Origin of the sequence: Vibrio rotiferianus CAIM 577 = LMG 21460, assembly GCF_002741985.1 — a bacterium.
Classification (GTDB): Bacteria; Pseudomonadota; Gammaproteobacteria; order Enterobacterales; family Vibrionaceae; genus Vibrio; species Vibrio rotiferianus.
Genome location: NZ_APHW01000007.1, coordinates 38233 through 57079, shown reverse-complemented (window position 1 = coordinate 57079; position 18847 = coordinate 38233). Strand labels below are relative to the sequence as shown.

Annotated in this window: 20 protein-coding genes; 4 read left to right on the top strand and 16 right to left on the bottom strand. The window is 45.9% G+C overall.

Annotated elements, in window-relative coordinates; all coding sequences use genetic code 11:
- Positions 1–101: 101 nt before the first annotated feature.
- Positions 102–854, top strand: a complete 753-nt coding sequence (locus tag B853_RS03165) for a DNA/RNA non-specific endonuclease (RefSeq protein ID WP_038886022.1) — start codon at positions 102–104, stop codon at positions 852–854.
- Between the two features lie 88 nt (positions 855–942).
- On the opposite strand, the gene rlmM is transcribed toward B853_RS03165, so the two are convergent.
- The 7 genes from rlmM to pomA all read right to left on the bottom strand — a co-directional run bounded on the left by rlmM (position 943) and on the right by pomA (position 7850).
- A complete protein-coding gene (rlmM, locus tag B853_RS03160; protein ID WP_017188443.1) occupies positions 943–2034 on the bottom strand; it encodes a 23S rRNA (cytidine(2498)-2'-O)-methyltransferase RlmM in 1092 nt (363 codons plus the stop codon).
- A complete protein-coding gene (locus B853_RS03155) occupies positions 2031–2429 on the bottom strand; it encodes a DUF423 domain-containing protein (RefSeq protein WP_038886020.1) in 399 nt (132 codons plus the stop codon). The genes rlmM and B853_RS03155 overlap by 4 nt, the downstream gene beginning before the upstream one ends.
- Positions 2419–3042, bottom strand: coding sequence for an alpha/beta family hydrolase (locus B853_RS03150; RefSeq protein ID WP_038886019.1), 624 nt, complete (start codon positions 3040–3042; stop codon positions 2419–2421). Before B853_RS03150 ends, B853_RS03155 begins: the two co-directional genes overlap by 11 nt.
- Complete coding sequence (locus tag B853_RS03145) at positions 3023–3943, bottom strand: transcriptional regulator GcvA (protein ID WP_010446367.1); 921 nt, start codon at positions 3941–3943, stop codon at positions 3023–3025. The genes B853_RS03150 and B853_RS03145 overlap by 20 nt, the downstream gene beginning before the upstream one ends.
- 521 nt (positions 3944–4464) lie before the next feature.
- Positions 4465–5913, bottom strand: a complete 1449-nt coding sequence (thiI, locus tag B853_RS03140) for a tRNA uracil 4-sulfurtransferase ThiI (protein ID WP_038886018.1) — start codon at positions 5911–5913, stop codon at positions 4465–4467.
- A gap of 211 nt (positions 5914–6124) precedes the next feature.
- Complete coding sequence (locus B853_RS03135) at positions 6125–7075, bottom strand: flagellar motor protein MotB (RefSeq protein ID WP_010446364.1); 951 nt, start codon at positions 7073–7075, stop codon at positions 6125–6127.
- A 13-nt stretch (positions 7076–7088) separates the two neighbouring features.
- A complete protein-coding gene (gene pomA / locus B853_RS03130; protein WP_010446362.1) occupies positions 7089–7850 on the bottom strand; it encodes a flagellar motor protein PomA in 762 nt (253 codons plus the stop codon).
- 260 nt (positions 7851–8110) lie between these two features.
- On the opposite strand from pomA, the gene xseB reads away from it, so the two are divergent.
- Genes xseB through dxs form a run of 3 tightly spaced genes read left to right on the top strand, consistent with a single transcriptional unit; the run spans position 8111 to position 11145 of the window.
- The gene (gene xseB, locus B853_RS03125; protein ID WP_038886016.1) at positions 8111–8353 is read left to right on the top strand and encodes an exodeoxyribonuclease VII small subunit; all 243 of its coding nucleotides are present in this window, start codon (positions 8111–8113) and stop codon (positions 8351–8353) included.
- Positions 8354–8374: 21 nt separating this feature from the next.
- Positions 8375–9259 (top strand): (2E,6E)-farnesyl diphosphate synthase, encoded by an 885-nt coding sequence (gene ispA / locus B853_RS03120; protein WP_010446358.1) that lies wholly within the window; start codon positions 8375–8377, stop codon positions 9257–9259.
- Between the two features lie 20 nt (positions 9260–9279).
- The gene (gene dxs, locus B853_RS03115) at positions 9280–11145 is read left to right on the top strand and encodes a 1-deoxy-D-xylulose-5-phosphate synthase (protein ID WP_038886015.1); all 1866 of its coding nucleotides are present in this window, start codon (positions 9280–9282) and stop codon (positions 11143–11145) included.
- A gap of 91 nt (positions 11146–11236) precedes the next feature.
- Here dxs and pgpA read toward each other — a convergent pair whose 3' ends face one another.
- The 9 genes from pgpA to B853_RS03070 form a co-directional block, all read right to left on the bottom strand.
- A complete protein-coding gene (gene pgpA / locus B853_RS03110; protein ID WP_010446353.1) occupies positions 11237–11740 on the bottom strand; it encodes a phosphatidylglycerophosphatase A in 504 nt (167 codons plus the stop codon).
- Positions 11741–11797: 57 nt separating this feature from the next.
- Positions 11798–12763, bottom strand: coding sequence for a thiamine-phosphate kinase (gene thiL, locus B853_RS03105; protein WP_010446352.1), 966 nt, complete (start codon positions 12761–12763; stop codon positions 11798–11800).
- 78 nt (positions 12764–12841) lie between these two features.
- Positions 12842–13309: a transcription antitermination factor NusB gene (nusB, locus tag B853_RS03100; RefSeq protein ID WP_005440182.1), complete on the bottom strand. Its 468-nt coding sequence runs from the start codon at positions 13307–13309 to the stop codon at positions 12842–12844.
- Positions 13309–13779 (bottom strand): 6,7-dimethyl-8-ribityllumazine synthase, encoded by a 471-nt coding sequence (gene ribH, locus B853_RS03095; RefSeq protein ID WP_005440184.1) that lies wholly within the window; start codon positions 13777–13779, stop codon positions 13309–13311. The genes nusB and ribH overlap by 1 nt, the downstream gene beginning before the upstream one ends.
- 169 nt (positions 13780–13948) lie before the next feature.
- Positions 13949–15058: a bifunctional 3,4-dihydroxy-2-butanone-4-phosphate synthase/GTP cyclohydrolase II gene (ribBA, locus tag B853_RS03090; RefSeq protein WP_038886013.1), complete on the bottom strand. Its 1110-nt coding sequence runs from the start codon at positions 15056–15058 to the stop codon at positions 13949–13951.
- 158 nt (positions 15059–15216) lie between these two features.
- Complete coding sequence (locus B853_RS03085) at positions 15217–15870, bottom strand: riboflavin synthase (protein ID WP_010446324.1); 654 nt, start codon at positions 15868–15870, stop codon at positions 15217–15219.
- Between the two features lie 11 nt (positions 15871–15881).
- Complete coding sequence (ribD, locus tag B853_RS03080; protein ID WP_038886011.1) at positions 15882–17006, bottom strand: bifunctional diaminohydroxyphosphoribosylaminopyrimidine deaminase/5-amino-6-(5-phosphoribosylamino)uracil reductase RibD; 1125 nt, start codon at positions 17004–17006, stop codon at positions 15882–15884.
- Positions 17007–17021: 15 nt separating this feature from the next.
- Positions 17022–17462, bottom strand: coding sequence for a transcriptional regulator NrdR (gene nrdR / locus B853_RS03075; protein WP_128826799.1), 441 nt, complete (start codon positions 17460–17462; stop codon positions 17022–17024).
- Between the two features lie 127 nt (positions 17463–17589).
- Positions 17590–18840 carry a glutamate-5-semialdehyde dehydrogenase gene (locus B853_RS03070; RefSeq protein ID WP_010446318.1) on the bottom strand — a complete coding sequence of 417 codons (1251 nt, stop codon included), beginning with the start codon at positions 18838–18840 and terminating at the stop codon, positions 17590–17592.
- Positions 18841–18847: the final 7 nt, after the last annotated feature.

Here is an 18847-nt window from a genome sequence, read left to right as displayed (position 1 = left end):
CCCATTATTAACCTACAAGGTACTGATTAGTTTATAAGCTAATTCACAGTCTTAGTAAGTAATTTCATTATTTTCAGATCTCCCTATAACGGAGAAAAATAATGAAAAACATCATCTTAGTATCTTTAGTCACACTACTATCTTTTCCTAGTCTTGCTGAAACTTGTGGTCAACACCTTGATAAAGGCATACCTTCAACCAACAGCGATCAGTTCCTTTGCCGAGATGGCTATGCAGTTGGGTACAACTACGACACAAAAAACGCAGACTGGGTTGCTTACCACATCACCGCGGAAAGCGTGAACATCACCAACAAACGCAGTAACGCCTTCAAAGAAGACTCTGAAATGCCGGATTACGCGCGCTCTACCCTCGCGGACTACAAAAGCTCAGGGTACGACAGAGGACACCTTGCGCCGTCAGCGACAATGGATTTCACCCGAGAGTCAATGAAGCAAAGCTTTTTGATGAGTAACATGTCGCCTCAACTTCCGGGGTTTAACCGAGTTGGTTGGCGAGTTCTAGAAGAACATGTTCGTGATCTCGCCAATGAATACAACGAGCTTTATGTGGTGACTGGACCGATTTACCAAGGCAACGAAGGAACAATCGGTAATGGCGTGGTGATCCCGAGCGCGTTTTACAAAGTCATTCTTGACCCAAGCTTTGATGAAGCCATCGCGTTCATTGTTCCGCATCGCGATATTTCAAGTTCAGAGTTAGCCAACTTTATTACCACCATTGACGAAGTTGAACGTCAAACTGGATTAGACTTTTTTGCTCAAACGCCAGATAGCATCGAAGACAACATGGAATCTGTAAAATGGGAAGAGATGTGGCCTACCAGCAACTAAGTGACGGTCACGGTTCTTAAACCGCAATAAAAAAGCGCCGTACTGTAGGCGCTTTTTTGATTCTGTTCTACCACATAAAAACTTTAGCTTAGTGTGGTGAGATATTAGACAGACATTGAATGTGAATCGTGATTTCTTCGCGATCATGGTATAGGTGCTTCGCTTGCAACTTGAATTTCACCTTATTCTCAATCAAGAACATTTTTAGGTTCTCAAGATCTTGCAGCACTTCATCGTAACGACCTTTCATTGGAAGCTTAAGGTTGAAAATCGCTTCTTTCGCCCAACCTTTTAGCAGCCACTGACCCATTAGATGAGCCACACGTGCTGGCTTCTCAACCATGTCACACACAATCCAAGTTACATTCTTGCGGTCTGGTTCGAATTTAAAGCCATCCACCATGTGGTGCTTAATTTGACCGGTTTCCATTAGGCTATCCGCCATCATGCCGTTATCGACACAGTGAACGAACATCGAACGTTTCACCAATTGGTAAGTCCAACCGCCCGGACATGCACCTAGGTCAACACCCCACATGCCTGGAGCCAAACGCTCATCCCACTCCTCACGAGGAATAAAGACGTGGAATGCTTCTTCCAATTTCAGCGTAGAACGGCTTGGCGCGTCCGCAGGGAACTTAAGGCGAGGAATGCCCATAAAGAACTGCGAGTTGTTGCCCGGGTAAGAGTAACCCACGTAACAATGACCCGGCGCGACGAAACAAATGTGCAGCACAGGCTTCTTCGCGTTGTCTTTATTCCACATCAGACCTTTACCACGCATTGCTTGACGCATTGGTACTGTAAACTTACGGCAGAACTTCAATAGCTCTTTCGCTTCGTTAGTGTCTGGGGTTTCAATACGCAGATCGCCACAACGTGGGAATGCTTCGATTTCAGACAGTTCAGCCAAAATAGGGCTGATACGGTCATCGCTTGGTAGCGCTTCAAACTCAGCCGCAACAGCAAACATTTGGCGAGCGAAAATCAGAGCGCTAAAGTCTAAGCCTTTTGCTAGCTTGTCTGCGTCTCCATCTTGGTAACACTCGAAGACAACATAACCTGAGTTTTTCTTCACACGAGGGAAGCCGTACACTTCCAACTGTGTTGCTTTGTCCTGAATTTCACCAGCACACTCTTTCTCAAAGCCAGAACGGCAATAGAGCATTAGTTGTTTCACTTGGAGACCTCTTTGATATTAAACGCAGCAAAAAAGAACAGACACCAGCCGATCATGAACAAGAATCCTCCCATCGGAGTGATTGGTCCAAACCATTTAATGCCCGTCAGCGCCAGCGCGTAAAGACTGCCGCTAAAACAAAAGATGCCGATGATAAAGCAAATCGCGGCAATGAAAAAATACTTTTGTGCTTTTTGTCCCAAATTGAGCAACAGCAAAATCGCACAAAATACGATAGCCAAAGTATGGATGAACTGGTACAAAACGCCGGTTTCAAAGACGCCGAGTAAATAAGGCGAAAGCTTCGCCTTCAAACCATGCGCAGCAAATGCACCTAGCGCCACTGATGTTAAGCCAGAAATGCCGGTAAAGGAGAGTAACCACTTACTTTTCACCGTACACCTCTTTAACAAATCTCGCTAACTGCTCTACCGTCAATGCAATATTACCGGCTTCTGTATAGCCTGAGCTCTTACGAGGCTTAAAGCTATGGTCACCATCAGGCAAAAAGCTCACTTTCACTTGCTCTGACAACGCAAAGCTATCGAACTCTTCGCGCTTACCGAAAGTATCGCGCTCGCCTTGTAGGATTAGAGTTGGCTTTTCAATGCTCGCGAGGTGTTCACCTTTGTATTTCTCTGGCTTACCAGGAGGATGAAAAGGAAAACCTAAACAGGCAATACCCGCCACCAGCTCATTATCTGCTAACAAGCTCGACATGCGTCCGCCCATCGACTTACCACCAATCACGATTGGCTGAGAAGTAAAGTGAGTGATCACTTCTTCATAGGCTTCAAGAAGCTTTGGTGCACGATCAGGCGGACGCTTCTTGCCATCTTCCGCTCGCTTAACCATGTAAGGAAAATTAAAACGCACCACGCGTATGTCCTGCTCAACTAATCCCTTGGCGACGGCAGTCATGAAATCGTGCTCCATGCCAGCTCCTGCGCCGTGAGCAAAAATAAACAGTGGTCCGTTTTCAGGCCCCTCAGCTATCCAATGACTCATCCAATACTTCCTCTTGTTCTTTTCTCGCGGTTGCCAACATCCAGTCTCTAAACGTTGCGATACGTCCCATATCCGCTTGCTGTTCGTGGCACACCACGTAGAAGGCATTCTTCGACACCAATACTTCGTCAAATGGCGCAATTAAGCGTCCCGCTTCCATTTCAGGTTTGGCTAGTACGTTGTTTCCTAGAGCGACCCCTTGCCCATGTGCAGCCGCTTGAAGCACCATGGTCGAGTGGCTGAAAATTGGACCATGATTCACATTGATGCCTTCGATATTTTGTTGGCGAGCAAACTGCTTCCAATCTTTACGAGAAGTATCATGTAACAAGGTATGTAATTTAAGGTCACTTAGAGATTCTAATGGTTTGTTACCTAAAAGTAATGAAGGTGAACAAAGTGGGATCAAAAACTCTTGGTAGAGTTTATCAGCACGTAAACCTGGCCAGTTCCCACGACCATAATAGATAGCAACATCAACATCATCAGTCAGTGAACCTTCATCCATATCGACCGCTTTAATGCGTACATCAATGTCCGGTTCTTGGGCATTAAAATCCGCCAACCGAGGCACCAACCATTGGATAGCAAAACTTGGTGGTAAGCTGATGGTCAGTGCACCTTTTTCGCTACGTTCCAATACCTTATCTGTCGCTTCAGCAATCGAAGTGAAGATATCTTTAATGTCTAGGAAGTAGCTTTGCCCCTCTTCCGTGAGCAACAATGAGCGATTACGACGACGGAAAAGCTTTAAAGATAGGAATTCTTCAAGGGCTTTGATCTGGTGACTTACAGCCGCTTGTGTAACAAATAGCTCTTCAGCTGCACGGGTAAAACTAAGATGGCGAGCAGCCGCTTCAAAAACGCGAAGTGAATTCAACGGAGGCAATCTGCGAGACATTATGGGACCTCAAGTAGGATTAGTTTTTTTTATCTGAAACATTATAAAATGTCCGTTGTCGAACAGCCAGATAAATTCTATATTTCATCCCGCAACGCGAGCCTGAACGGCTTGATTCTTTTTAGAATCAATTGGCTTGCTGTTGCGATGTTGTGTTTGCAAACTCGTATTTCGAGTTAGGTAGATTTCTACCATGATGTTTTGTGTACAACTCCCTGTGACAAAACATATACTTCCTGTATTTATTTTGACCTGTCTGTCAAATTTCTTACACCGCCTTCTTAGGCGGTGTTTTTTTATCTAAAAAATCCCACTGTCCCTCTTCTTCAGAAATTGGTATCAACTTCACCTTTTCATCCTGATTTCGGATTAATTATCGTTATATCAGTACAAATTACGAAGCGTGCGATTAAGCTCAATATTATCACTTCATAAAGCCATTTTTTGCGCGTGCTAAAACGAAAAAAGCGCAAACTGATTTCTCAATTTGCGCTTTTGTGATTGTCTGCGTTACAACACGATTATGGTCGGTAAACCTTCACATTGTTGAAGCCTTGCTCTTGCAAGTAAAGTGCTTGCAGGCGGCTCATCACGCCACGGTCACAGTACAGTAGGTATGTCTTAGTCTGATCTAAATCACCAAACTGCGTACCTAACTTGTAGAATGGGATGTGCTTAACATCAACGCCATCGATTTCTAGTGGGTTGTCGTCTTCCTCTTCAGGGCTACGAATATCCAGTACGATTGCGTGCTCTTCTACGGCTTGTACTTGCTCAACTTCTGGAGCAGCTTGTTCTGACTCTTTCGCGATGTCACGAATGTCCATCATGCGAGCTTCTTGAACCACTTTCTCAAGAATGCTGAAATCAAATTTCGCTTCTTCAGCTTCTAGCTTGCCTTTCACCGCTTTCACTGTCGGCTTCTTAGAGATAACACCACAGTATTCTGGCATCGTCTTCGCGAAGTCTTCTGTGCCGATTTCACGCGCTAGGTTGATAATGTCTTCTTTATCCCAGTTGATAAGCGGACGAAGAATCAATGTATCTGTTACGTTATCGATGTGGCGTAAGTTCGTCAGTGTTTGGCTAGATACCTGACCTAGCGCTTCACCGGTTACCAATGCTTCGATCTTCATTCTTTGAGCGACCATACCCGCTGCACGCATAAACATACGCTTCAGGATCACGCCCATTTGGCCATCGTCAACTTTCTCAAGAATTTCAGCAACTACAGGCTCGAAATCAACTGAGATGAAACGTACTTTCGCCGAAGACCCGTATTTGTTCCATAGGTAGTGTGAAACCTGCTTAACGCCGATTTCATGTGCTGGGCCGCCTAGGTTAAAGAAGCAGTAATGTACTTTTGAACCACGTTTAATGTGCAAGTAGCTAGAAACACCAGAATCGAAGCCACCAGAGATCAGGCTTAATACGTCTTCTTGCGTGCCTAGTGGGAAACCACCTAGACCTTTATGGCGTGCCAGTACTTGATTTAGCTTATCGTTTGAAACTTCAATCTTAATGGTTACGTCAGGCTTATGCAGCTTCACGCTCGCGCTCTCAACCGCTTGGTTCAGACCACCACCGACATAACGTTCTAGTTCGATAGAAGTAAAGTCGTGCTTACCACGACGCTTCGCACGTACCACGAAGGTCTTGTTTTCGATCGATGCACCGCTTAGTTCAAGAACTTGCTCGTAAATATCGTGCAGATCTTTAAATTCTGTTTGTTTCACTTCAAGAGTATGGTGAATACCTGGCGTATGTGTCAGGATTTCCAGTACTTCAGCGTGAAACTCATCACTTTCAGAGGTCACTTCAATGTGATCACGACGGTTAAATACCGCGACTGATTCCGTACGGCTCTTAACGATGTTACGAATGTTGCACTCTAAAATCTTTGTGAAGCGCTTGCGCACAGATTCACTTTTTACAAAAATTTCTGGATGGGGCTTTACAATAAATTTCATAGTCTAATTCGCAGGTTAGTTTCGCAATCAACAATGAGTGACACTCACCATAACTGTACAACCATATAAGAGTACGTATGGAGTTCTCTTATCGGTCAGTTTAAAGAGTATGAGCTCACTTTAAGGGCGCAAGATTATACACCCAAGCGGATTGGAAAGACAAAAAAAGCGAGCTATCAGCTCGCTTTTCTTCAATAGAGAGTGAAGAGCATTAGTTCACAACAGGCACTTCATCACTGTAAAGAGGCTCACCCTGCATGATGCTGATTTCAACACGACGGTTAAGTGCGCGATTGGCATCAGTATCGTTCGGAGCGACTGGCTCTGTATCCGCCATCCCTCTAACGCGTAAGCGTTGATGTGAGAAACCTCTCACCTTTTCCATTTCTTGGGCAACAGACACCGCTCGCTGTGATGATAGATCCCAATTTGAACGGTACAGCTCAGAGTCTAACCTTTGATTGTCAGTATGTCCTGAAATACGAACAATACCGGGAACATCTTTGACTAGTTCTGCGACTTGTCGTACCAACGGCCTAAACTTAGGTTGGAGGAATGCGGAACCTTCTGGAAATGCCCCTTTCTCTCGGATACGAATCACTATTTGCTGACCAAGGTTCTCGACTTCAATTGCGCCTTGTTCAATCTCTCGTTCCAGCGCTTTCTTGATGCTTTCCATCAAGGTTTCCATCTCTTGAGATTTCGCTTCTGATTGCTGCTGTTGTTGCTGCATTTCAGCTTCTGAAGATTGATTCGTTTGTGTTGAGGTGTCTGGCGATTGACCACCTGTAAGTTTACCTTGGTCACGCTTAGTACCACCCGCACGATCCGATTCCCCTTCGTGGAATTCTAGCGTCTGCTGTGTGATGTCCATGGTCTGTTGCATGATGACATCAATTGGCGTTGGCTCAGGGCGACCAGGTCTAAATTCTTGCGCGATAATACTGGTACCTTTGGGAATGTCCTTCACCTCAAGTTGGTTCTGAACACCAAAGGCAAACTTCATCGAGCCTGCGATCTGCTTGAACTTCAGAACATCCATTTCCGAGAACGAAAGTAGAAGTACGAAGAAACACATTAATAGTGACATCAAGTCAGCGAAGGTCCCCATCCACAACGGGAGACCGGGTGGCGGACAGTCACATTTTTGATCTTCATCCATCACAGCCCCCTAATTACTCGTCAATCTCAAGAACACGTTTACCTTCATTCAGGTAGTTCTTCAGATAACTATCGATGACTCGTGGGTTCTGACCATCTTGAATCGCCAACACTCCGTCCATAATTAGGCGGCGGTTTAATGTCTCTTGATCGCGGCGCAGAGAAAGCTTATCGGCAATAGGGAAGAAAACCATGTTTGATAGCACCGCACCGTATAGGGTAGTCAAAAGTGCTACCGCCATCGCAGGGCCAATCGCTTTTGGGTCATCCATGTTCGAAAGCATGGCAACCAGACCAACTAGCGTACCAATCATACCCATCGCAGGAGCAACGTCACCAAACGCACGAAACACACCGGTACCTTGAGTATGGCGCTCATCGGTTAATGCGATATCTTTCTGTAGTGCCGCCCTTACGACTTCTGCATCATGGCCATCAACCAACAAATCGATGCCTTTTTGCATAAAGCTGTTGTCTATTTCCATTTCTTCTAGCGCTAGGAAACCACCTTTACGAGCTGCATCTGCCATTTCAACAATCTTGGCGATTAAATCTTCTGGCTCGTCCGCTTTAAACATGAAGGCTTTACCTGCAATTTTAGCCGCTCCAAAAAATTGCCCCAATGTGAACTTCATCAACACTACGAAAGCAGAACCGCCTACTACGATTAAGATTGAAGTGACGTCGACGAACATGCCGATACTGCCACCCAATACCATCGCCATAATTACGAAGGCAAATCCACCTATCAAACCTATTAGGGTTGCTAAATCCACAAAGCACTCCTCATGCTATCCAACTATGCCACTTGAGCAGATTATTACTTGTATCGACACTTAGAACAGTTTTTTTAGCGGAATCTTGGTTAATACATCACAAAATGATCGTTCATTCCCGATTTATATGATCAAGATTGTCTCATCAGAGTCTACTCGAGCCAATTTTGTGACAATTATATGAGGTTAAATTTGACCAAGTTAGTAGGCTAAGGTAACTTGCGTGCATTCATTAGAGGCTTGATTAAGGCAGATAAAAGATGGCGGTCAAGAAACCAGAAAACATGACCTTTGAAGCAACCATTGAAGAGCTAGATGGCTTGGTTGATCAACTAGAGAATGGCGATCTTGCCTTGGATGATGCCTTACGCAAATTTGAACGAGGCATTGCTCTGGCGCGTGCTGGCCAAACGAAATTGAGTGACGCCGAACAACGCGTGAGCATTCTTCTTAGCGAAGATGATGAAGCACCACTAAGTGACTTCAACCCTGAGTCAGAATAATAATTAGTAGTGAGCAATGTGATGCAAGAGACATTGACGTCTTATCAACAACGAAATAATCAACAACTCAATCAATGGCTTGAGCAAATGCCTCACCAACAGCAGCCGTTGATTCAAGCGATGAAGTACGGCTTACTCCTTGGTGGTAAACGTGTTCGTCCTTTCCTTGTTTATATCACAGGCCAAATGCTGGGCTGCCAACTACAAGACCTCGACACGCCTGCATCGGCAATTGAGTGTATTCACGCTTACTCTCTTATCCATGATGATTTGCCAGCGATGGATGATGATGAACTGCGTCGCGGTCAGCCAACTTGTCATATAAAATTTGATGAAGCGACGGCAATTCTTACAGGTGACGCGCTGCAAACCTTAGCTTTTACTATCATTGCAGAAGGCCAGCTGAATCCAAATGCAGAAAGCCAGCGTATAAGAATGGTGCAATCTTTAGCTCAAGCATCTGGCGCAAATGGCATGTGTGTTGGCCAAGCGCTTGATCTAGGAGCAGAGAATCGTCAAGTCACACTCGCTGAGCTAGAAGAGATACACCGAAATAAAACTGGCGCTCTGATTAGCTGTGCCGTCAAACTTGGTGCGCTAGCTGCAGGTGAAAAAGGTTTGGAAGTCTTGCCACACTTAGAGCGCTACTCACAAGCTGTTGGTTTGGCGTTTCAAGTTCAAGACGATATTCTTGATATCATTAGTGATACAGAAACACTAGGGAAACCGCAAGGTTCAGACCAAGAGCTGAACAAAAGCACTTACCCGTCTCTACTGGGTTTAGAGGGAGCAATGGAGAAAGCTCACACTCTGTTACAGGAAGCACTTCAAGCATTAGAAGCAATCCCATACAATACTCAGTTACTCGAAGAGTTCGCCCGATATGTCATCGAGCGCAAGAACTAACACAATAAGCGCGCATTTATATGACTCTTGATATTTCAAAGTACCCAACACTGGCGTTAGCAAATACACCGGAAGAACTAAGACTCCTTCCGAAAGAAACATTGCCAGCTTTGTGCGATGAACTACGCACGTATCTGCTAAATTCAGTGAGTCAGTCTAGCGGCCACCTAGCGTCTGGCTTAGGCACAGTAGAACTAACTGTAGCTCTACATTATGTATACAACACACCTGTTGATCAGTTGATCTGGGACGTAGGCCACCAGGCTTACCCGCATAAGATCCTGACCGGCCGTCGTGACCAAATGCCTACCATCCGTCAAAAAGACGGACTACACCCGTTCCCATGGCGCGAAGAGAGCGAGTACGACACGCTATCTGTTGGCCATTCATCCACTTCTATCAGTGCCGGCCTAGGTATGGCTATCAGCGCTGAAAAAGAAGGAAAGGGCCGCAAAATTGTTAGCGTTATTGGTGATGGTGCAATCACGGCAGGCATGGCATTTGAAGCCATGAACCACGCTGGTGACGTTCACCCCGATATGCTGGTCATTCTGAACGACAACGAAATGTCTATTTCAGAAAACGTAGGCGCATTGAACAACCACCTTGCTAAAGTGCTTTCAGGCAGCTTGTACACCTCTATCCGAGAAGGTGGTAAGAAAGTGTTGTCTGGCGTTCCACCAATTAAAGAGTTGGTTCGTCGCACAGAAGAGCACCTAAAAGGCATGGTTGTTCCTGGCACGTTATTCGAAGAGCTAGGCTTTAACTACATCGGCCCTATTGATGGTCACGATGTAAATGAGCTAGTCAAAACATTGAAAAACATGCGTGAACTAAAAGGACCACAATTTCTGCACATCATGACCAAAAAAGGTAAAGGTTATGAGCCTGCAGAAAAAGATCCTATCGGCTACCACGGTGTACCAAAGTTCGACCCATCACATAACAGTTTGCCGAAGAGCAGCGGCGGCAAGCCGACCTTCTCTAAGATCTTTGGTGATTTCCTATGTGATATGGCCGCGCAAGATCCTAAGCTAATGGCGATTACACCAGCGATGCGTGAAGGCTCTGGCATGGTTCGCTTTTCAAAAGAGTACCCAGAGCAATACTTTGACGTAGCAATCGCAGAGCAGCATGCCGTAACACTTGCAACGGGTATGGCAATTGCGGGTGATCATCCGATCGTGGCAATCTACTCTACCTTCCTACAGCGCGGTTATGATCAACTGATTCACGACGTTGCGATCATGGACTTACCGGTGATGTTCGCTATCGACCGTGCTGGTCTGGTTGGTGCAGATGGTCAAACTCACCAAGGTGCGTTCGACCTTAGCTTTATGCGTTGTATCCCGAACATGGTGATCATGGCGCCGAGTGACGAAAACGAATGTCGTCAAATGCTGTACACAGGTCATAAGCACACAGGCCCAAGTGCGGTTCGTTACCCACGCGGTAGCGGCATGGGCACAGACATTGAACAAGAATTTACTGCGCTTGAAATCGGTAAAGGTCGTGTGGTTCGTAAAGGCGAGAAAGTGGCAATTCTAAGCTTCGGCACCTTCCTAGGTAACGCGCTAGAAGCAGCTGAAAACCTAGACGCGACAGTAGCAGACATGCGCTTTGTTAAGCCACTTGATGAAACGTTGATTCGTCAGCTTGCTGCAGAGCACGATGTTCTGGTTACGCTAGAAGAAAATGCGATTGCAGGTGGCGCTGGTGCAGGTGTGATTGAGTTTATGATGCAAGATAAGATCATCAAGCCTGTACTCAACCTTGGCTTGCCAGATCGCTTCGTTCCTCAAGGCACACAAGACGAGCTACATGAAGAGCTTGGCTTAGATGCAAAAGGCATCGAGAAGTCGATCAACGATTACTTAGCCAAATAAGCGAACATAAGACCCTACAACGAAGCCAAAAAGGGATGCCATGTGGCATCCCTTTTGTTTATCTGTCGATTCTAAATCTTAAGGATAGGTATTACATCCAACCTGCGTATTTCGCCACTAAAAACAGCGCGATACCCGCCATAATACCCGCCACGATATCATCAATCATGATACCTAAGCCGCCGTGAACACGTTTATCCAACCAACCGATTGGCCATGGTTTTACCATGTCAAAGAAGCGGAACAAGATAAAACCTGTCAGTAGCCACTTCCATTCCGTCACAGGAATATTCAGTGCTGGTACTAGGCTCATGGTGATCCAAAAGCCCGCAAACTCATCCCATACAATAGAACCATGGTCATGAACGCCCATGTCATCTGATGTCACTTGGCAAATCTTAATGCCAATCACACAAGAGAATAACACCGCAACCACATAAAGTGGGAAAGGCAGTTGTGCCAAAAGCAGAAACAGCGGAATTGAAGCAAGCGTGCCCATTGTGCCTGGCACTACTGGTGATAAACCGCTACCAAAACCTGTCGCCAAAAGATGCCACGGGTTCTTTAATGAAATCAGAGAGAGAGGGTTGGTCATTTCCTTAAACCTATACTGCGAGTTTGGTTTCAATCTTAGGCTAATGCCTAGCTCATATCATTTAAAGTGGTCAAAGCCAGTCAGATCCCAATCAAGAGGTTGATTGTCATCGTGCAGCTCAAACGTGCCTTTTGGTCGAATCTGACCTATGCAAGTGACTTTACAACCAGCATGAGACAATGCGCTTTGCAACGAGCCATTATTTTGCTCAGGCACAGTAAAGCACAATTCATACTCTTCACCACTTGATAAAGCATACTGCTGAGCGCTGACCTTATCATCTAAAAATTGAACCAACTCAGAAGAAATTGGTAATTGGGAGACATCTAAACTCACACCAACGTCGGAACGTTTGAGAATGTGTTTGATATCAGAAATTAAACCGTCGGAGATATCAATCGCCGCCGAAGCTAAACCGACCAATGCTTGCCCTGCTAATACACGAGGTGTACTAAGATAATGTGCTTTCTCAAGCTGCTGCGCTGCAATGCGTGAGCGTAATGAGCCATCCAAAATCACATCAAGCCCTGCTTTTGCATCACCAAGGTCCCCCGTCACATACACCCAGTCACCGACTTTCGCTCCGGAACGAGTCAACGCCCTGCCTTCTGGAACAAAACCTTGTACTGTCAGTGTTAAACTCAGTGGACCTTTCGTCGTATCACCACCAATAAGCTGAATACCGAAGTAATCCGCTAGCTCGAAAAATGCATCACAGAAAGGAGCAAGCCAAGCTTCATCCGGCTCAGGCATGGTTAACGCGAAGCTTACCCACGCAGGCGTTGCGCCCATTGCAGCGAGATCGCTAATATTCGATGCCAGCGCCTTATGTGCTACCCATGCAGGATTAGCATCCGCAAGGAAGTGGGTTCCAGCCACCAATGTATCGGTACTAATGGCAATTTGTACGTTATCTGGCGCTTTCACTAACGCACAGTCGTCACCCGCCGCTAGGTGTACGTCTTTGCGTTGGCTTTGACGCCCAACGAAGTACTTGTCGATCAGATTGAATTCACCAGACATTATTCACTTACTTTTTGATGTAAAAGCTATTGATACAAAAAAGGTCAGCATCTGCTGACCTTTTTATTGAAGAAATTGTTATTTCTTACGTACGTGCGGTGCCGCTTTATCTAGCACACCATTCACAAACTTGTGGCTGTCTTCTGCTGCGAATACTTTTGCAAGTTCAATCGCTTCGTTGATTACCACTTTGTAAGGAACATCTTCGCGACGAGTCATCTCGTACATAGCAAGGCGAAGAAGAGCAAGTTCCATCATGTCTAGGTCTTGCATTGGACGTGACACGTATGGACGGATTTTGCTATCTAGCTCAGAGTGGCTAAGTACAACACCGCTTAGTAGTTCACGGAAGTAAGCTACGTCTGTTTCAGGAGCAGCTAGTGCAGGCTCAGATGCGTGAAGTTCTTCTTCATCGTATTTGTCGCCAGACAAAAACTGTTCTTCGATCGTGGCAACATTGTCTTTAGTAATTTGCCATGAGTAGATCGCTTGTAGAGCGAATTGACGTGCGTTACGACGTGCGGCTGGTTTCACACTGGCCCCCATTAGGAATCAATTTCAGATAGTACGTTAATCATTTCAAGTGCGCTTAGTGCAGCCTCTGCACCTTTATTACCAGCCTTGGTTCCTGCGCGTTCAATCGCTTGATCGATAGTATCAACAGTCAGTACGCCAAATGCTACTGGAAGGCTGTATTCCAGAGAAACTTGTGCAAGACCCTTGTTACATTCACTACAAACATAGTCAAAGTGTGGTGTGCCACCACGAATTACTGTACCTAGTGATACGATAGCATCGTATTTACCAGTCTTAGCAACACGTTGAGCTACCAAAGGTAGTTCTACGGCACCAGGACAACGAACTACTGTAATGTTGTCTTCGCTTACTTGTCCGTGACGCTTTAGTGTATCGATCGCACCAGATAGTAGGCTTTCGTTAATAAAACTGTTGAAACGAGAAATAACGATAGCAATTTTTGCATTTGGCGCTGGGAAGCCACCCTCGATCACTTTCATAAGCTTTCCTTTAACTCTATTTTTAAGTGAAAATTGTTCATCAAGTGAGAATCGCCGGATTCTAGCACAATTTTGTGAGCAATATCTAATGGAAATTGGATACCAGTCACGAGTTCCTAGCCATAACGATGATAAGTACGCGCAAGACTAGGAACTTGTCGGTCAGTTGTTATTCGCAGACGTACTCAACAACGTTCAGGCCAAAACCACCCAGTGCGTGGTACTTTTTGTTGGTCGAAGAAAGTAGGCGCATATCATGCACACCTAAGTCAGCAAGAATTTGCGAGCCAACACCAACACGACGAGACGTGCCTTGTTTCTTCGCAAGCGTCGGTGCTTCACCTTTATCTTGCGCTTCGAACATCTTAACGCGATGAATAAGCAGGTCCGTTGACTCTTCGTTGCCAAGAACAACCAGCACGCCGCCCTCTTCACCGATACGCTTCATCGCTTTCTCAAGTGTCCAGCTGCGTTCTGCGTTACGGTCACTACGAAGCACATCAGTAAATACATCTTGTAGGTGCACACGAACCAATGGCGCTTCAGAATTAAGGTCACCTTTGCACATTGCATAGTGCACTTGGTTATCAATGGTGTCTTTGTAAGTCACAAGCGTGAATTCACCGAACTCGGTTGGTAGTGCACACTCAGCAACGCGCTCAATGGTTGTTTCAGTGTTGTTGCGGTACTCAATAAGATCCGCAATGGTGCCAAGTTTCAAACCGTGCTTTTCAGCAAACACTTCAAGATCAGGACGACGTGCCATCGTGCCGTCGTCGTTTAGGATCTCAACGATAACCGATGCTGGCTCTAGACCTGCAAGGCGAGCCAAATCGCAGCCTGCTTCTGTATGACCAGCGCGAGTTAGAACGCCACCATCTTGTGCAGCTAGAGGGAAGATATGACCAGGTTGAACTAAATCAGCTGCTTTCGCATTTGGCGCAACGGCAGCTTGCACAGTGCGAGCACGGTCAGCAGCTGAAATACCAGTTGTTACACCTTCAGCGGCTTCAATAGAAACGGTAAAGTTGGTGGTGTATTGCGCGTTGTTGTCTTGCACCATTGGTGGCAGTCCAAGATTTTCACAACGTGTTTTTGTCATGGTTAGACAGATCAAGCCACGACCATGCGTAGCCATAAAGTTGATGGCTTCCGGCGTAATGTGCTCGGCAGCCATGATCAAATCACCTTCATTCTCGCGGTCTTCATCATCCATCAGGATGACCATTTTGCCCGCGCGGATGTCATCAATAATTTCTTGAGGCGTGCTGATAGGCATATTCTGTTTCCCGTTATTCAAAAATTTATTATTGCAGCAGCAATGCGTTTAACGTTTCGTTTAGTTACGTCTACTGGCTTGGTCAGCAAAGCAGTTTGAAGCCAACCTTTATTAAGTCAATTAACCTGATAACGTTCTGTGATTATGGTCGGTTTCGCTTAGGCAAAACCATTCTGTTGTAAGAATTCCATGGTAATGCGTGATTCTTGCGACTCTTCTTTTTGACCTTGCAGTAAGCGTTCCATGTAGCGAGCCAATACGTCCACTTCTAGGTTCACTTTGCGTCCTACTTGGAACTGATCAATCGTGGTTTCTTCACTGGTATGAGGAACAATCGTCAATTTAAAACCATTCTTACGTAGATCGTTGACAGTCAGACTAATGCCATCAACTGTGATAGAGCCTTTTTCTGCCACGTACTTACAGATCTCCGCAGGCATCTCGACCCAAAACTCAATCGCACGACCCACTTGGTTACGCTCGACAATCACACCCACGCCATCGACGTGACCAGACACAATGTGCCCACCAAAACGGGTGGTTGGCAGCATGGCTTTTTCTAGGTTCACTTTGTCACCGACTTGGTACGCGGCAAAACCAGTTTTGTTCAGCGTTTCCAAAGACAAGTCAGCGCTGTAGTAGTTGCTGCCAAAATCAACGACCGTCAAGCACACACCATTGGTCGCGATACTATCGCCTAACTTAACGTCAGACATATCCAACTTGCCTACTTCTACCGTTACGGTAATGTCTTCGCCTTTTGGCGTAATGGCAGTGAGTTTGCCTACTGCTTCTACAATTCCTGTAAACATAATGCTTCTTTCTAGCTTTGGTTGCGTTTGACGGTTGCGGTAATGCGGATATCCACCCCGACCATTCGAACGTCAGTAATAGTTAAATCGATAACTTGTGCCATCTCAGTTAAACCAAGTGCACCAATCAAACCTCGTCCATCACTGCCCATCAATTTAGGCGCGAGGTAAACAATTAGCTCATCTACAAGGTTAGCTTTGATTAACGAACTCGCGAGCGTTGCTCCCGCTTCTACCCACAAGTGATTGATATGATATTCGCTCGCCACAGCTTTTAATGTCGTGGCTAAGTCAATTTGGCCGTTTTCATCCAGTTCAGGTGCCATATCGCCACCTTGGCTGACAATAATACGCTCACCATCAGTATTGAATAGTTTTAGATCATCGTTAAGTTGAGACTGGCGATCCAAAATCACACGAGGTGGCTGACGGACTTCATCTTGTGAGTATTGAGTTTGTACGCTGCACGGCAGGTCATCCCAACGAACGTTCAATGACGCATTGTCATCAATCACGGTTTTGCTGGTTGAGAGAATCCCACCACTTAATGCGCGATAACGCTGCACATCTTGGCGAGCCTTTGGGGAGGTGATCCATTGGCTTTGGCCATTATTAAGTGCACTTTGCCCATCGAGGCTGGCTGCCATCTTCAACTGAACATAAGGCATGCCCGTTTGCATGAACTTGATAAACCCTTTGTTCAGATCAATGGCTTCGCTTTCTAGCAAGCCGACTTGAACTTCTACCCCAGCATCACGCAGCATTTGAAAACCGCGCCCGGCGACTTTCGGGTTGGGATCTTCCATCGCACAGATAACGCGAGCGACTTTAGCTTTGATTAGCCCTTCAGCACACGGCGGTGTACGACCAAAATGGGAGCAAGGTTCTAACGTGACGTATGCGGTCGCCCCTTCGGCTTTATCACCCGCCATACGCATCGCGTGGACTTCGGCATGAGGCTCGCCTGCACGGTGATGATGACCTTCACCAACAATCTCGCCGTCACGGACAATAACGCAGCCTACGTTAGGATTCGGAGCCGTAGTATAAATGCCGCGTTTCGCCAACTTGAGCGCACGCGACATCATTTCAAAATCTTGAGAGGTAAATACTGAAGAAGAGTTTTGTTGAGCCATGATTCAATCAGTCTTCTAGCGAGCAATTTCTTCGCCAAATTCACGGATGTCTTCAAAGCTGCGGTAAACCGATGCGAAACGGATATAAGCGACTTTATCAAGCTCTTTCAATTGGTCCATAACAAGGTTACCAATCATCTCACTAGGTACTTCTCGTTCGCCAGTAGCACGCAATTGTGACTTAATCATGCTGATAGCAAGCTCGATAGCGTCAGCGCTTACTGGGCGTTTTTCTAAAGCGCGTTGAATACCACCGACCATTTTATCTTCATCAAACGGTTCGCGGTTGCCGTTAGACTTAATTACTTTAGGCATCACCAACTCCGCAGTTTCAAACGTAGTAAAACGCTCGCTACATGCAAGACACTGGCGACGACGGCGCACCTGATGGCCGTCAGCAACTAAGCGGGAATCAATTACTTTTGTATCGTTCTCGGAACAAAAAGGACAATGCATATCACCTCCAAATAGCGTGCGATTGGGGTCGTCCCAAAAGCAAGACTAGTGTAGCGGAATTGCTATGTTAGAGAAAACAAAAAGGGGCATTCCTGCCCCTTTTTCAATCAATATCAGACGGTTTCTGTTAACTACGTGCTAGGTAGTTTGCTTTACCAACCCATTTGTAGCTGGTTAGCTCTTCCAAACCCATTGGGCCACGTGCGTGCAGTTTCTGAGTGGAAACCGCAACTTCTGCACCAAGACCAAACTGAGCACCGTCAGTGAAACGTGTTGCTGCGTTTACGTAAACCGCTGCAGAGCCGACAGAATTGATGAACAATTCAGAGTTCACCAAGCTGTTGGTCATGATCGCATCAGAGTGGCTCGCGTTATGAACACGCATGTGGTCAATCGCTTCTTTCACGTCTGCAACCACTTTCACGCCAAGTGTGTAGCTTAGCCATTCCGTATCAAAATCACCTTCACCCGCATCACGAATTTGTTTCGCTTGTGTCATTAGCGCTTTTGCTTTTGGCTCTGCAACGAAGGTTACTTTGTCATTCATGCGCTCAACAATCATCGATAAGAATTGCTCTGCAACTTTTTCGTGTACTAGCAAAGTATCGAGCGAGTTACATGCCGATGGACGCTGAACTTTTGAGTTTTCAACAACGTTGAGTGATTTTTCTAGCTCTGCTGATTCATCAACAAAAATGTGGCTGATACCAAAACCGCCAATGATCACTGGAATGGTGCTGTTCTCTTTACACATTTTGTGTAAACCCGCACCACCACGTGGAATGATCATGTCTACGTAGTCGTCTAACTTAAGCAACTGAGAAACAAGTTCACGATCTGGCTTTTCAATGTACTGAACCGAAGCCGCTGGCAAGTTCGCTTTCGCAAGTGCTGATTGAATAACCTTCACCAACTCCATGTTAGAGAAAAACGTCTCTTTACCACCACGGAGAATGCTTGCATTGCCCGTTTTTAGACACAATGCCGCAATATCTATGGTTACATTCGGACGTGCTTCGTAAATCACACCAACCACACCAAGTGGTACACGGCGGCGAGACAGTGACATGCCGTTTTCTAGCACTTTGCTGTCGATTTCACTGCCCACAGGATCGTTTAGGCTAATCACATTACGAACGTCATTAGCAATGCCAGTTAGTCGCTCTTCGTTCAGTAGCAGACGATCGAGTAGTGCGTCTGTTAGACCCGCTTCACGACCTAACTCAATGTCTTTTGCGTTTGCTGCCAGAATGGTTGCTGCGTTAGCTTCTAGCTCATCGGCAATGATGGCTAGTGCTTGGTTCTTTTGTGCGGTTGACGCTGTCGCCAATTCGAAAGCTGCATCTTTAGCAGCTTTACCCATATTCGTTAAATCCACTTTGCTT